Genomic DNA, 14,717 nt, shown 5'->3' with positions numbered 1-14,717 from the left:
CGACAGCCGCCGTCAAAGCGCCGTCGGCGGCTGTTGGGATGTCAGGATGGCGGCGGCCAGCACGGCGCCGAGCAGCAGCACCGTTTCAATCCGCAGCGCCAGCCGCACCGTCGCAACGCCTTTCAGCGAGCGCGATGCGGCCGGCAAACCGATAAATTTGTTGTAGCCGCCGATGCCCACGGCGCCCGCCACCAGCACCAACTTGAGCAGCAAGGTAAAGCCGTAAACGGTATTCATCAAATTCTCGGTGCTGCCGACGCGATGCCAGCCGCTGTACACGCCCGTGCCGGCGATGGCGATGACGGCCACCATCGCCGCGCGCGACATCAGATCCAGATAGCGGTTTGTCGCCGCCGGCGTTAGCCGCGCAGACAGCACGCAGCATCCGGACACCGCCACTACACCGGTCCATACCGCAATCGCAGACAGATGGATGAACTCCGCAGCCATGGGGAGAGTCCAGATGCCCTCTTCGCCCGCATGGCCCATCGACGCCCGCGTCACCGCGAACACGCCCAACGCCAGCAGGACAGCCAGCTCTCCGAACATCGGCAAGCGCGGGATGCAGCGCAGCCCGAACACAAGCACCAGCGCGGCGATGGCGAGGCAACCGGCATGTCCATACGCCGTGTCGCTGACCATCATCCAGAACATGACGCATGCTTCACGCAGGCTGCACCCGCCCATGACGGCGGTTGCAGCCAGCAGTGACATGCCGCCTGCGGCGATGGCGACGCCAGCCGCCAGCAAATCGAGCACGCGCAACCGCGCCTCCAATGCTGCCGACACCACGTCGCCGCGCGGCAGCCAGCGCCGCGCGCACCAGGAACCGGCCAGCCAGCAGAAGCCGCAAATCAGCGCGAACGCGGAGCCGACCTGCAGCAGCTGGACGGTATCGAATCCAGCGCCCACTATTTGACCGTGAACGTGAATTCGCCCTTGCGCCGATGGCCGTCCCGGCCTGCGGCGGCCCAGCCGACCGTGTAGGCGCCGGCCGGCAGCGGCGGCAAGACTAGCCGAAGAATCGCCGGATTGGCTTCATCGACCGTGGCTTTGACATTGTCGGCGGGCGCGCGCCCACCCGCATCGGTCACCGTAATGCTGCTGAACGCCGGCTCCACCTTTTCGTTGAACGTCAGCGCGATCTCTTTTGGCGCCACATCCAGCACGGCGTTGGCGGCCGGATTGGAACTCTTCAGGGTTGCATGCGCGGCGGCGAATGGCGATGCCAGTGCAGCCGTTGCGACGATTGCCGATGCCACCAGTGTATGTAATGTCTTCATTTGATTTCTCCTTAATGTCCGCTATGGCCGCTCGGCTTGCGCACGGTCAGCTCAACGTTTGGTTGGTTCAAAGCCGGCATGGACTGGCCGCCGGCGGTATATTTGCGGGTTGGTTCCGGCAAGGCGCCGGTCCACTCATAGGCCAGCGTGCCCGATGGGTGCTTGTACCAGCCGGGGTCCGTGTAGTCGCCGCGCTTCTGCTCCTTGCGCACTTTGACCACGGTGAACATGCCGCCCATGTCCACGCCGCCGAACGGGCCTTCGCCCGTCATCATCGGCAGCGTATTTTCCGGCAGGTCCATTTGCATGCCGCCCATGGAGCCGCCCTTGTCGCCCATGGTCATGTAGTCCGGAACGATCTTGTTGATCTTCTCGGCGATGCCGCTGTGGTCCACACCTATCATTGTCGGCAGGCTGTGGCCCATGGCGTTCATGGTGTGGTGCGATTTGTGGCAGTGGAAGGCCCAGTCGCCCGGTTCGGTGGCGACAAATTCAATCGCGCGCATCTGTCCGACGCCGATATCGGCCGTCACCTCCGGCCAGCGCGATGCGGGCGGCGTCCAGCCGCCGTCCGTGCCGGTGACGTAGAACTCGTGGCCGTGCATGTGCACCGGGTGGTTGGTCATCGTCAGGTTGCCGACGCGGATGCGCACCTTGTCGCCCTGCCGCACCGGCATTGAATCGATGCCGGGGAATACGCGGCTGTTGAAGGTCCACAGGTTAAAGTCCAACATGGTGTTGGTCTTGGGCGTGTAGCTTCCGGGGTCGATATCGTAGGCGTTCAGCAGGAAGACGAAGTCGCGGTCCACTGCGAACTGCGTGTGATCCTTAGGGTGCGTGACCCAGAAGCCCATCATGCCCATCGCCATCTGCGTCATTTCGTCGGCGTGCGGATGGTACATGAAGGTGCCGGGACGCCTGGCGACGAATTCGTACACAAAGGTTTTTCCGGGCGCGATACCAGGCTGCGTCAGGCCGGTCACGCCATCCATTCCGTTGGGCAGCCGCTGGCCGTGCCAGTGGACGCTGGTATGCTCGGGCAGTTTGTTGGTGACGAAGATGCGCACGCGGTCTCCCTCCACCACTTCGATGGTCGGGCCGGGCGACTGGCCGTTGTAGCCCCACAGGTTGGCCTTCATGCCGGGCGCCATTTCGCGCACCACCGGCTCCGCGATCAGGTGGAACTCCTTGACGCCGTTATTCATCCGCCAGGGCAGCGACCAGCCGTTCAGCGTCACCACCGGGTTGAAGGGACGGCCGTTGGACGGCAGCGGCGGCACATGGGTGTCGGCGTTGTCCATGGTCATAGCCTCGGGCAGCGTGGCCGCACCGGCCTTGCTGACGGCCGCCGCGCTGACCGCGACGGCGCCAGCGCCTTTGAAGAAGTCTCTACGTGAAATCATGGGTTCATCCTTGTTTCGTTGGCGCTGCCGCCGTTGACGGCCGCCTGCAATCGGGTTTCGGCGATCCAGAAATCGCGCTGTGTCTCGATGGCGGTGTTGACGCTGTTGAGCTGTTCGCGCGAATCGGCCAGCAGTTCAAACACGCTGGCCAGCATGCCGTTGTAGCGCAGCAGTACTTCGTCGGAGATCTTTTTACGCAGCGGTACGACTTCATCGCGGTAATGGCGGGCGATGTCGTAGGTGGTGCGATAGGACGAATAGGCCTCGCGTACTTCGGAGCGGGCGCGCACCGCGGTATCGGTGGCGCGGTGCACCGATTGCATGTACTGCGCCTGCGCCCGAGCCACTTTGGCGCTGCCCCAATCGAAGATGGGCAGTTCAAACGAGACCTGGTAGCCGTTCTCTCGCGGCAGGCCGCTGGTGCTCTTGTTGGCGTAGCCCGCATCGAACACGTTGATGAAACCCGTGGCTTTGGTCAGGCCAAGTGCGTCGGCGGTGGCTTCGGTGTCGCGGCGCGCGGCCAGCATGTCCAGCCGCTGAGAAAGCGCTTGCGCCTCGGCGTTGTTCATCTCTTTCGGTTGCTGCGGCAGGTCCGGCAGGCGCTCCGGCAACTTGAAGTTCTGCTGCTCGCCCGACAGGCCCAGAAGGCGTATCAGCTGCTCGCGCGAGGCGGTCGCTTCGTGGCGGCTGCGGGCCAGCTGCGTCGTCGCATCCTGGTAGAAGGCGCGTTCGCGGGCCTGATCCAGCTTGCTCCAATTGCCGGCCTTCGCCATCCTTTCCGCCAGTTCGGATGAGGCTTCGGCAGCGCCGCGCACCTGCTCCGCAAAGGCGGCCGATTGCGCCGCCGCCACTGCGGTGAAATAGGCGCGCCGGGTTTCGGTCGCCAGCTGGATGGCTTGAGCCGCCGCTTGCAGCTTGGCCTGTTCGAAGCGGCGCTGGCCAATACGCGAGCGCGCCGGCAGCGTCAGCAGACCGGCGATGTCGAACATCACGCTGCGATCGATCTCGGTCTCGCCGCCGCCACGGATGCGGCCAAAGCTGAAGCCAGGGTTGCGCATGCGGCCAGCCTGGACGTACTCCGCCTCCGACACCCCCAACTCGGCAAAGGAGGCTTTCAGCGCGGGGCTGTTGAGCAGTGCGATTTGCACCGCCGTCTCCGCGGTCAGCGGCTGCGCCAGCAGTGCGCGCACTTGCTGGTCGTTGTTGGCGTCGCGCGAGAAGCTGGCCGGCTGGCCGATGCGTTCCTGCGTCAGGCGTGAAACGTCGTTCAGTCCTGCGTCGTCGGAAAGGCTGGCGCAGCCCGCCAGCAGCGCCAGCGACAGTCCCGCCGCTGTGTTTAATATTCGCGCCATATCATTTCTCTTTCATGTGCGTGTGGCGACCCTTGTGCGGATCTGCGCCTGCGTAAGGCGCACAGGCGCCAGCCGGCATCAATATGCGGGTGTGATTCATAGGATTCCTAAAAAGTGACGGATACGCGGGACCAGCCCGCAGCTTCGGCATCTTCAGGACAGGCGGGGCGGACGTTCCAACGTGGCGGGGATGTAGACGGTCATCGCCGGTTCGGGCGCGACGAAGCCGGCCCCGGACAAGGAAGCCGGTAGTACCAGCACAGGCACGCTGGGCGGCGCCGAAGCGCCCACGCAGCTGGCGCAATGACTGCATTTTCCATGCGCCCCGGAGGCCAAGTCGGACTTGGCCGGCGCGCAGTGCTCCGCACCGGCCACCGGCTGGCTGGCCACCTGCGCTTGCGCCGCCGCGACGCACGGAATCAGGATGGCAGCGCCGCCTTGCAACGGCAGGGCTGCTATCAAAATCCAGAGCAGGAAACGGATGAATGGGCGCATAGTAGGGTAAATGGTACCGCAGTCTCTCGGAGACAGGCAACTGCGCACACCTTACACCTTCCCACTGCGGTAAGGTCAAGTAAAAGATGCGATAACGGCCAATATTGTTCGAATACCACCTCCGTGCTAGAGTCCACGGATGCGAATACTACCTCTGCTGCTGCTCTCCTTAAGCTCTGCGGGCTTCCCGCTCGCCCATGCCGATCCGGCCGCGCCGGCCGCCGGCGCGCGCCCCAAGGTGGCCGTGGTGCTGTCAGGCGGCGGCGCGCGCGGCGGCGCCCACATCGGCGTGCTGAAGGTGCTGGAAGAGATGCATGTGCCGGTCGATATGATCGTCGGCACCAGCGCCGGCGCCATCGTCGGCGCGGCCTATGCCAGCGGTATGCCGCTGGCCGACATCGAACGCGAGATGCAAACGCTCAGCACCGCCAACCTTTTCCACGACGTGGCCCGGCGCGATTTGTCCATCGCCCGCAAGACCGACGATGCCGGCAGCTATGTCGGGCCGGAGATCGGCATCGGGCCGGGCGGGCTGTCGCTGCCGAAAGGCGCGGTGTCCGGCGTGGCGCTGGAGGCGCTGCTGCGGCGCCTGACGGTGCGCCAGGCCGATCCCGACTTCAACCGCCTGCCTATCCCCTTCCGCGCCGTCGCCACGGACGTCAGCACCGGCGAGATGGTGGTGCTGGAACACGGCAACCTGGCGCAGGCGGTACGTGCCAGCATGGCCATCCCCGCCGTCATCAGCCCGGTGGAAATCGACGGCCAGCTGCTGGTCGACGGCGGTATCGCCCGCAATCTGCCGGTCGACGTGGCGCGGTCGATGGGGGCGAACGTCATCATCGCCATCAATATCGGCTCGCCGCTGCTCACGCGCGACCAGATCAAATCCGTGCTCTCGATGTCGGAGCAGATGACACGTATGCTCACCGCCAGCAATCTGCGTACTTCGCTGGCCGAATTGAATCCGCAGGTCGACGTGCTGATCACGCCGGACCTGGCCAACGTAGATGCCGCCAGTTTCGACCTGCTTAAGGAGGCCGAGGGCTACGGCCAGCAGGCCGGCCGCCAGGCCGCCGCCAAGTTGCAGAGATACTCGGTGTCGGCCAACGACTACGCGGTGTTGAGCGCGCGCCGGCATGGCGCCCGCGCGCCGCAGGGCGTGCTGCTGTCGGCGGTCCACATCGACGGCACGCAAAGGGTGCCGGAGGCGTCGCTGCGCGGCACCATGGAGACCCAGGCCGGCGACCTGTTCGACGCAGCCAAGGCGGAACGCGACATGCGCCGCCTGTTCGGACGCGGCGACTTTGAACACGTGAGCTACGCCCTGACGCCGCGCGCGGACGGCAGCCACGAGATGACAACCACCGTCAATGAAAAGTCGTGGGGGCCGCAATACCTGCGCCTGGGCCTGGGCGTATCGACCGACTTTGAAGGCGATTCCTTCTTCACGCTGCGCGCCATGCACCGCTGGACGTGGCTCAACGCGCTGGGCGCGGAGTGGCGCAACGATCTGGAGATCGGCCACACGGATCGTATCAGCACCGAATGGCTGCAACCGTTAACGCCCGCGCAGCGCCTGTTCGCCAGCGCCTACCTGTCCGGCGAGCGCACACCGTTGGACATATACTCCAAGGGGGACCGGCTGGCGCGCTACCGCAACGAATCGACCACGGTCGGACTCGATCTGGGCGCGCCGTTGGCGGAATGGGGCGAGGCGCGCATCGGTGTAACGCGCGGCCACGTCAACCTGCTGCTCGACACCAGCTTCCTTCCGCCTTCCGAACTGTTCCCGCGTGCGCGCACCGGCGGCGTGCAGGCGCGCCTGCGGGCCGACACGCTGGACAACCGTGCATTCCCGCGTTCAGGCGTCGAAGCGGACCTGCGCGTCTACGCATCCCGCACGGCGATGGGCGCGGATACCAACTACAACAAGCTGTCCTTCTCCGCGTCGACGGCGCTGGCTACCGGGCCGCATTCGCTTCAGGGGGCGGTGGAAGTCCAGCACAAGCTTGGAGGGAACGCCCTGCCCGACCATGAAATCGTGTCCTTCGGCGGCTTCCTTCGCATGTCCGGCTACCGCACCGGGGAACTGGTCGGCAACAGCCTGAATTTCGGACGGCTGGTGTACAACTACCGCCTGACGGCGCCGGGTTTGCTGGACGGCGCCTACATCGGCGCTTCGGCGGAGCTGGGGCGCGTCGGCAATACCATCGACTCGCAGGACGGCGAACAGACAGTGCGAAGCAATGCGCTGTACATCGCCGTCGATACGCCACTTGGGCCGCTGTACTTCGGCGCCGGCCGCGCTTCACGCAACCAGACCGCCCTCTATCTGCTGATCGGGAAGCCTTGACGGTATGATCTCGGCAATCATTTCTCCCCGTTCGTCGATACCGCATTCGCGGAAGCCAAAAGTGCGGTAGAACGCCTGCGCCACCGCGTTGCCCGGCTTATAGTAGATGATGATGCGCTCGACGTCTGGCTTGGCGTGCAGTTCCTCCAGCAGCAGCGCCATGGCCTTGCGGCCGATGCCTTTGCCTTGCTGCGGAAAGTCGACCATGAAACGGTAGATGCCGTACAGGCCTGGGATGTCTTCGGCCTTGCAGTCGTACAGCAGGAAGCCTGCCGGTTCGCCGTCGCAGTAAATCCCGCGTGTGAAGAAGTCGGGGTAGAACTTGGACTGGGCGATCGAATAGGCGTTGCTGTCCAAATAGTCGCGCTGGTGTTCCGGGAGCTCCATGTCCATGAAGCTCTCAAAATTGTCCTCGTCGATGTCTCGCAGTGTAACGTGTGCAGTCATTAAAATCTGATTCCCTTAAGCGATGATATTCAGGCCGCCGTCGACATACACGGTGCTGCCGGTCAGGCGGTGTGCATATTGCGAGGCCAGGTAGGCGCAGGTATTGCCGACATCGAGGATGTCGATCAGCTCACCCAATGGCGCGCGGGTGGCGGCATCGCGCAGCAGCAGTTCGAAGTCCTTCAAGCCGGAGGCGGCGCGCGTCTGCAATGGTCCCGGCGAAATGGCATGGACCCGGATGCCGCGATGGCCCAGCTCATACGCCAGATAGCGGCAGCAAGCTTCCAGCGCAGCCTTCACCGGCCCCATGACATTGTAGTTCGGGACGACCTTCTCCGCGCCATGGTAGCTCATGGCGAACATGCTGCCGCCTTCGGTCATCAGCGGGACCGCCAGCTTGGCCATGCGCACGAAGGAATGGCAGGATATATCCATCGCCTGCAGGAAGCCGTCGAGCGAGCAATCCAGCAGGCCGCCCTGCAGATCCGCCTTGGGCGCGAAGGCGATCGAATGGACCAGGATATCCAGCTTGCCCTGTTCTGCCAGCGTCGCGAACAGCGCTTCCATCTGGCCTGGTATCGTCACGTCTAGCGGCAGCAGCTGCGCGCCGATCTCCTGCGCCAACGGCGCCACGTGCGGCAAGGCCTTCTCGTTCAGGTAAGTGAGGACGACTTCCGCCCCCAACTTGCTGAACGCCAGCGCGCAACCCCAGGCGATTGAATGCTCGTTGGCGACGCCGACCACCAGCGCGCGCTTGCCGGATAAAATCGGATAAATCGTTTCGGCGTTATTCATGCATGCTCCAGTAAAGTCTGCGTGTGACGGGCAATCATCAGTTCCTCGTTGGCGGGCACCACCCACACGGCCACCTTGCTATCGGCGGCGCTGATGCGCGCCACGCCACGGGGATTGGCGTCGTTGGCGCCGGCGTCCAGCTTCACGCCCAGCCAGGCGGCATCTCGGCAGACGGCCGCACGCAGGGTCGTGCTGTTCTCGCCTATGCCGCCCGAGAAGACCAAGGCGTCCAACCCGCGCAGGGCTGCCGCCAGCGAACCCAGTTCGCGGCCGATGCGGTAGACCATCAACGCGATGGCGGCCTTGGCGCGCGGGTCGTCGCTTTGTTCCAGCGTGCGCATGTCGGACGAAATCCCCGAGACGCCAAGCAGGCCGGATTCCTGATACAGCAGTTTTTGCACCGCGCCCACGTCCATGCCAAGCTGGTCGATCAGGTACAGCACCACGCCGGGATCGAGCGCGCCGCAGCGGGTGCCCATCGGCAGGCCATCGACGGCTGTGAAGCCCATCGAACTGGCGACACTGCGGCCGGAGTCCATCGCGCACATGCTGGCGCCATTGCCCAGGTGCGCCGCGACCACCTTGGCGCCAGCCAGCGACGGATCGGCACCCGGCAGGCGGCTGGCGATATATTCATACGACAGTCCGTGGAAGCCGTAGCGCCGCACGCCCTGCTCCGTGATCCGCGCCGGCAGCGCGAACGCCTGCGCCTCCGCCGGCTGGCCAACGTGAAAGGCGGTGTCGAAGCAGCCCATCTGCGGCACGTCCGGCGCCATCGCCATCACGGCGCGCACCGGCGCCAGATTGTGCGGCAGATGCAGGGGCGCCAGCGGTATCAGTTTCTCCAGCGCGGCCAGCACGCCGGGATTCAGGCGCTGCGGCCCGCTGTAGGCCACGCCGCCGTGAACGATGCGATGGCCGACCGCCACCACGCGATAGCCTTCGAGATGGGATTGCGCGAAATCGATCAGGAAGCGCATGCCTGCTTCGTGGTTCAGCGGGGCGTCCGCCCAGCCGCGCTCTCCGATGGAATGGCCTTGCGCATCCTGTGCGCTGAAGCGAGTGACGCCGCTGTACAGGTTTTCGATCTTGCCCTTGAAGGTCAGCGCCAGCGCGGCGCCGCTGTACAGCGAGAACTTGATGCTCGACGAGCCGGCATTGATGACGACGATGCTATCGTTAGGCGCCATGCTCTCAGGCTCCCAGAACGCGGCCGGCGGCCAGCTTGCTGTGCGCAACCAGCACCGCCACCGCGCAGGACGCGAGGCGCGCCGTGACCGAATCGGCGCGGCTGGTCAGGATGATCGGCACGCGGGCGCCGAGCACGATGCCGGCCGCCGCTGCGCCGGCCATGAAGGTCAGGCTTTTGGCCAGCATATTGCCGGCTTCAAGATCGGGCGCCACCAGCACATTCGCCTTGCCGGCCACCGGCGAGACCAGGTGCTTGATCGCCGCAGCCTCGGGGTCGATCGCGTTGTCCATCGCCAGCGGGCCGTCGAGGATGGCGCCGGTGATCTGGCCGCGATCCGCCATTTTGCACAGCGCAGCGGCATCGATCGTGGATGGCATCTTGGCGCTGACCGTCTCCACGGCCGCCAGGATGGCCACTTTGACCGGATCGAACTTCAGCACGTGCGCCAGGTCGATGGCGTTCTGGATGATGTCGACCTTTTCGTCCAGCGTGGGATTGATATTGACGGCGGCATCGGTGATGATCAGTGGCTCGCTGCGGCCCGGCACGTCCATCACGAAGCAATGACTGAGGCGGCGGCCGGTGCGCAGGCCGGTCTCGCCGGCGACCACGGCGCCCATCAATTCGTCGGTATGCAGGCTGCCCTTCATCAGCACCGAAGCCTTGTCTTCCCGGACCAGCTCCACCGCGCGGGAGGCCGAAGCGTGGCTATGCTCCGTATCGACCAGCGGCAGCGCCGAGATGTCCAGGCCCGCTTCTTCGGCGGCCTTGCGGATGCGCGCCTCCGGCCCGACCAAAATGGGATTGATCAAGCCCATACGGGCAGCGTCCAACGCCGCTTCCAGCGCATGGCGGTCGCACGCATGCGCGACGGCGACCGTGGCCGGGCCGACTTTGCGCGCTGCAGCGATCAGGATTTCGTAATTCGGGTGTGGCGTACTCGGGGCATTCATCTGCTCTCCTTGGATGTAAGGCAGGGAAATGATATCAACAAATCTAGATAAAGCAATCGAATATTGCTGCGCCGCCGCATGGATTTTTTTCGCGCCGTTTAACCCCGTTTGTCCCGCCGCTCCGTTACATGTGGGACGCCGGGCTTTTCCGGCCAAGGAGATGTCATGTTGCGCCCACTGCTCGCAGTATTTTTATTGAGTTTGTCGTTGACGGCGAACGCCATCGCGCCGCTTCCGCCCATCGTGCCGCCGCGTCTGATCGTGCCGCGCGCGCAGACGCCCGTGCGCCTGCAAAGCCTGCGCATCGGCGCGGAGATCAGCGGCGGCCTGGCCCAGACCACTGTGGAGATGGTGTTCTACAATCCGAACGCGGTTCAGCTGGAAGGCGAACTGCAGTTCCCGCTGCTGCCCGCGCAGCATGTCACCGCTTTTGCGCTGGATATCGACGGAGCGCTGCGGCCCGCCGTGCCGGTGGAAAAAGCAAAGGGACGCAAGATATTCGAAGAAGTGGAACGGACCCGCGTCGATCCCGCCTTGTTGGAGACAACTCAGGGGAATAACTTCAAGCTGCGTGTCTATCCGATACCGCCACACGGCACCCGTACCGTGCAGCTGAAGTATGCTGAAGCACTGCCGCGCTACGAGGCCCAACGCCTGTATCGGCTGCCCCTGGCCTACGGCGAAGGAATAGGGGAATTTGATCTGGAACTAAATGTGCGCGGCGCGATAACGCCGCCGCAGGCGCATGGCGCCTTGGGTAGCGTGCAGTTCGAGCGCCAGCACGACGGCTATCGCGCCCGCATCGGCAAGACGAGCTTCCGTGCCGACGGCACATTGGAGCTGACGCTGGCCGCCGCAACGGAACCGCAGACCTTTGTGCAGGAATTCGATGGCGATACCTTCTTCCTCAGCGAGATCGCCGTCGCCGGCGACAGCAGCCAACCGGTACGTCCGCCGCCCGCCGTACTTGGGTTGTTGTGGGACAGTTCCGGTTCCGGCGCGCAGCGGCAGACCGAAGCCGAACTGGCTATGCTGGACCACTACTTCAAAACGGTGCGCAACGTGGAGGTTCGGTTGATCCGCCTGCGCGACCGGGCCGAGGCCAGCCAGCGATACCGTGTCGTCAACGGCAACTGGACCGGCTTGCGTGCCGCGCTGGCGAGTACCGCCTACGACGGCGCCAGCGCACTGGGTGCGTGGAAGCCCGAAGCAGACATCAACGAATACCTGCTGGTCAGCGACGGCCTGTCCAACTACGGCGATGCGCCCTTCCCTACGCTGGGCAAGGACCAGCGTTTGTTTGCGTTGAACTCGGCGCTGGTGTCGGACAGCGCGCGCCTGTCGGCACTGGCGGAACGCAACGGTGGACGTCTGGTGCAACTGCAGGCAGGCCTAGTGGCGCAGGCTGCGCAAGCGTTGCTGGCCGACGAGCTCCAACTGAGCTACGTCGCGGCCACCGGTGCCACGGATATTTCGGTTGAAGCACGCGAGCCGCAGGACGGCATATTGCGGATCGCCGGACGTCTGACACAACCGTCCGCAGAACTGACGCTCACGCTGACGCAGCAAGGCAAGAGCCGCACAATGACGGTGCCGCTCAGCGCCAAGGCGCCGTATCATCCGCTGGCTGCCGGCACGTGGGCCAGCTACCGCCTGCATGCATTGGAAGCGGACTACGATCTGAAACGTGCAGAAATCCGCCGTATCGGCCAGCGTTTCGGCATACCCACGCGCGAGACCTCGCTGCTGGTGCTGGACCGGCTGGAAGACTATCTGCGCTACGACATCGAACCGCCCGCAGCCTACAAGGAAGCCTACGCGAACCTCAAACAGAATCGCCTGACACAGCGCCACCGCAGCGCTGAGCAGCACAGCGACCAGATCGTGCGCGAGTTCGAGCAGAAGGTGGTGTGGTGGGAAAAGAGCTATCCGAAATCGGCGCCGCCCCGATATATCGACTTCAAGAAGACCGACGACGATGCGATGGAAGGCGCACCTCAGCTTGCGCTTGCCTCGCCGCCGCCACCGCGCCCCATGCCGCCTGCGGCATCGATGCCTTTGACGTATGGCCGCACCGATGCGCGCAACGTGGAGCGCGCCGCCAAAGCGCCCGCACATTCCGGCGGTGAGACGCCGAATACCGGCATCCAGCTCAAGAAATGGTCGCCCGACGAACCGTATCGGGCCCGCATGAAGGCCGCCAAACCCGGCGACCTGTACGCCATCTACCTCGACGAGAAGCCGAACTACACCAGCAGCAGCGCCTTTTTCCTCGACAGCGCCGACATGCTGTTCGAACAGGGGCAACGTGATCTGGCCTTGCGCGTGTTGTCCAATCTGGCGGAAATGAACCTGGAAAACCGCCAGGTGTTGCGGATACTGGGCTACCGCCTGCTGCAAGCTGGCGAGCCGGCGTTGGCTATCCCGGTATTCAAGCAGGTGTTGCTGCTGGCCGAAGAAGAACCGCAGTCATACCGCGACCTGGGCCTGGCATATGCCGCCGCCGGACAGGTACAGCCGGCGGTGGAGCAACTTGCGGAAGTGCTGAACCGTCCTTGGGATGCGCGCTTTGCGGAAATCGAATTGGTCACGCTGGCGGAATTGAACGCTATCGTCGCCAAGGCCTCCGTCAAGCCGGATACCAGCCGCGTAGACGGGCGGCTGCTGCGCAACCTGCCGCTGGCCTTGCGGGCGGTGCTGACCTGGGATGCCGATAACACCGACATCGATTTATGGGTCACCGATCCGAATGGAGAAAAATGCTTCTATGCCAACCGCTATACCTACCAGGGCGGACGCATGTCGCGCGACTTCACCGGCGGCTACGGGCCGGAAGAGTTCTCGCTGCGGGTGGCCAAGCCGGGCAAGTATCGTGTGGAGGTCAACTCATTTGGACATCGCCAGCAGATCGTCGCCGGTGCGACGACCGTGCAGCTGCGACTCAGCACGGGTTTCGGCACAGCGAAGCAGCGCGACCAGATGATCACGCTGCGCTTGCGCGATACCGGCAGCACTGTGCTGGTGGGCGAATTCGACGTTAATTGATCGCTTCGAGCTGCAGCTGGAGTTCAGGCGGCACCTCGGCATCCGGGTAGCGCATGCGGAACTTCAGCCATTCCGCATGCGCTTCTTTTGCTTCGCCGGCCTTAAGCATTTCTCCGATGCGGGCAAGCCACGCTGGCGCTGGCAGAGCTTCGGTTTGTGGGCTGCCAAAATAGGCCATCGGAGCGGGCTTGGATGCGGCGATAGCCATCACGGGCGCCTGCATGCGCGCCAACGGCGCGGGCGCCGCCATCGGAATGGCCGGGGCGGCGACATCGGCGTCTGCGGCTGTCACTGCGATGTCTGCGGCTGGCGCCGGCGGTGTCACAGAGCGCTTGAGCTGGATGCTCTTCGGCGCCGGCGGCGGTGGCGCCGGTTCGATGGCGCTGCGAGGCGCTTCCGCGACAGGAATCCTCGCCACAGCCGGCGACTCGGCCACGACGACCGGCTGCGCGACCATCGGCGCAGCGGGCTGCGGCGGCTCTGCCATCGGCGCAACGGCCTGCGGCATCAGGCTGCGCACCGCGAACAACGCAAACACCGCGCTGGCCGCCAGGCCAAGCGGAATGCGAGCGCGCCGCAGGTAGTGGCGAGCCGGCGGCGAGGCCGGAGCGGCATTGTGCACCGCGTCGTTCGCCGACACGGCTGCGCCACTGTGCAGGTCCGAAGCCGCCCGCGCCAGGATGGCCGCGGACAAAGCCTCCGGCGGCTGCGGCTGCGGCAGTCCTTGCAAGCTACGCGCCAAATCCCCCTCGCCTTTGAGGAAATCTTCGAACTCCGCGTCTTCGTTGTGATCGTTTGGATTCATGCTCTCACCTCTTCGGCAGCCGGCGCCAGTTCCTGCCGCAGCCTGCGCATCGCGTAACGCAGGCGGCTCTTCACCGTCTCCACCGGCGCCCCCACCAGTACCGCGATCTCCTCCAGGCTCATGCCGTTAAACTGCTGCAGCACCAGCGCCTCACGCTGTTCTACCGGCAGCAGACGTATCATCGCATGCAATCGGCTCGCCTGCTGCTTGCGTTCCAATTCACCGTCGGGCGCCTGACCATCATGCGCGTTATCCGCAACGTGGTCGAACCAGCCATCCTCGCCGCCGTCGCTGGCAAGCAGAATGTGCTCGTTCAAGCGTATCAGGTCGATCATGCGATTACGCGCGATCTGGAAAAGATAGGTGCGGAAGCTGGAGCCAGACTCGTAGCGCGCGCGGGCCTGGTGCAGGTTGGCCCAGCTGTCCTGCATGATGTCGTTGACCCACTCCCGGCGCGGCGAGCGCCACGCCAGAAACAGATACAGGCCCTGGCTGTGGCGCCGGTACAGTTCCGCGAACGCCTCCAGATCGCCATCGCGATAGCGGAGCATGAGCATTTCATCGGATCGTGGCGTGGACATGGCGTAATGATAA

The 14,717-nt window shown here is 64.7% G+C and carries 13 protein-coding genes; 2 read left to right on the top strand and 11 right to left on the bottom strand.

The window, feature by feature from the left end; translation table 11 throughout:
- Nucleotides 1–12: 12 nt before the first annotated feature.
- The 5 genes from AC07WS_RS12045 to AC07WS_RS12025 form a co-directional block, all read right to left on the bottom strand.
- The gene (locus AC07WS_RS12045; RefSeq protein WP_494729295.1) at nt 13–912 is read right to left on the bottom strand and encodes a copper resistance D family protein; all 900 of its coding nucleotides are present in this window, start codon (nt 910–912) and stop codon (nt 13–15) included.
- The gene (gene copC, locus AC07WS_RS12040) at nt 912–1,283 is read right to left on the bottom strand and encodes a copper homeostasis periplasmic binding protein CopC (RefSeq protein WP_494729294.1); all 372 of its coding nucleotides are present in this window, start codon (nt 1,281–1,283) and stop codon (nt 912–914) included. The genes AC07WS_RS12045 and copC overlap by 1 nt, the downstream gene beginning before the upstream one ends.
- Nucleotides 1,284–1,294: 11 nt before the next feature.
- Nucleotides 1,295–2,686, bottom strand: coding sequence for a multicopper oxidase family protein (locus AC07WS_RS12035; protein WP_494729293.1), 1,392 nt, complete (start codon nt 2,684–2,686; stop codon nt 1,295–1,297).
- Nucleotides 2,683–4,038 (bottom strand): TolC family protein, encoded by a 1,356-nt coding sequence (locus AC07WS_RS12030; RefSeq protein WP_494729292.1) that lies wholly within the window; start codon nt 4,036–4,038, stop codon nt 2,683–2,685. The genes AC07WS_RS12035 and AC07WS_RS12030 overlap by 4 nt, the downstream gene beginning before the upstream one ends.
- A gap of 153 nt (nt 4,039–4,191) precedes the next feature.
- Nucleotides 4,192–4,500, bottom strand: coding sequence for a hypothetical protein (locus AC07WS_RS12025; protein WP_494729291.1), 309 nt, complete (start codon nt 4,498–4,500; stop codon nt 4,192–4,194).
- Between the two features lie 172 nt (nt 4,501–4,672).
- Here AC07WS_RS12025 and AC07WS_RS12020 point away from each other — a divergent pair, with 172 nt between their 5' ends.
- Nucleotides 4,673–6,886, top strand: a complete 2,214-nt coding sequence (locus tag AC07WS_RS12020) for a patatin-like phospholipase family protein (protein WP_494729290.1) — start codon at nt 4,673–4,675, stop codon at nt 6,884–6,886.
- Here AC07WS_RS12020 and AC07WS_RS12015 read toward each other — a convergent pair.
- From AC07WS_RS12015 to AC07WS_RS12000, 4 genes are all read right to left on the bottom strand, one after another.
- Entirely contained in the window at nt 6,842–7,279 is a 438-nt protein-coding gene (locus tag AC07WS_RS12015) for a GNAT family N-acetyltransferase (RefSeq protein ID WP_494729289.1), read from the bottom strand. The genes AC07WS_RS12020 and AC07WS_RS12015 overlap by 45 nt on opposite strands.
- Nucleotides 7,280–7,348: 69 nt before the next feature.
- A complete protein-coding gene (gene fabI, locus AC07WS_RS12010) occupies nt 7,349–8,128 on the bottom strand; it encodes an enoyl-ACP reductase FabI (protein WP_494729288.1) in 780 nt (259 codons plus the stop codon).
- Nucleotides 8,125–9,318 carry an acetate/propionate family kinase gene (locus tag AC07WS_RS12005; RefSeq protein ID WP_494729287.1) on the bottom strand — a complete coding sequence of 398 codons (1,194 nt, stop codon included), beginning with the start codon at nt 9,316–9,318 and terminating at the stop codon, nt 8,125–8,127. Before AC07WS_RS12005 ends, fabI begins: the two co-directional genes overlap by 4 nt.
- A gap of 4 nt (nt 9,319–9,322) precedes the next feature.
- Nucleotides 9,323–10,273, bottom strand: coding sequence for a phosphate acetyltransferase (locus AC07WS_RS12000; protein WP_494729286.1), 951 nt, complete (start codon nt 10,271–10,273; stop codon nt 9,323–9,325).
- Between the two features lie 165 nt (nt 10,274–10,438).
- Between AC07WS_RS12000 and AC07WS_RS11995 the strand changes: the two genes are divergently transcribed.
- Nucleotides 10,439–13,318 carry a DUF2135 domain-containing protein gene (locus AC07WS_RS11995; RefSeq protein WP_494729285.1) on the top strand — a complete coding sequence of 960 codons (2,880 nt, stop codon included), beginning with the start codon at nt 10,439–10,441 and terminating at the stop codon, nt 13,316–13,318.
- On the opposite strand, the gene AC07WS_RS11990 is transcribed toward AC07WS_RS11995, so the two are convergent.
- Complete coding sequence (locus tag AC07WS_RS11990; protein ID WP_494729284.1) at nt 13,311–14,123, bottom strand: hypothetical protein; 813 nt, start codon at nt 14,121–14,123, stop codon at nt 13,311–13,313. The genes AC07WS_RS11995 and AC07WS_RS11990 overlap by 8 nt on opposite strands.
- The gene (locus AC07WS_RS11985; RefSeq protein ID WP_494729283.1) at nt 14,120–14,674 is read right to left on the bottom strand and encodes a sigma-70 family RNA polymerase sigma factor; all 555 of its coding nucleotides are present in this window, start codon (nt 14,672–14,674) and stop codon (nt 14,120–14,122) included. The genes AC07WS_RS11990 and AC07WS_RS11985 overlap by 4 nt, the downstream gene beginning before the upstream one ends.
- Between the last annotated feature and the right edge of the window lie 43 nt (nt 14,675–14,717).

It is taken from the genome of Duganella sp. GW821-FHT01E12, assembly GCF_059422325.1.
The sequence above is the reverse complement of the archived record's forward strand: the minus strand, read 5'-3'. Positions and strand labels throughout refer to the sequence as shown.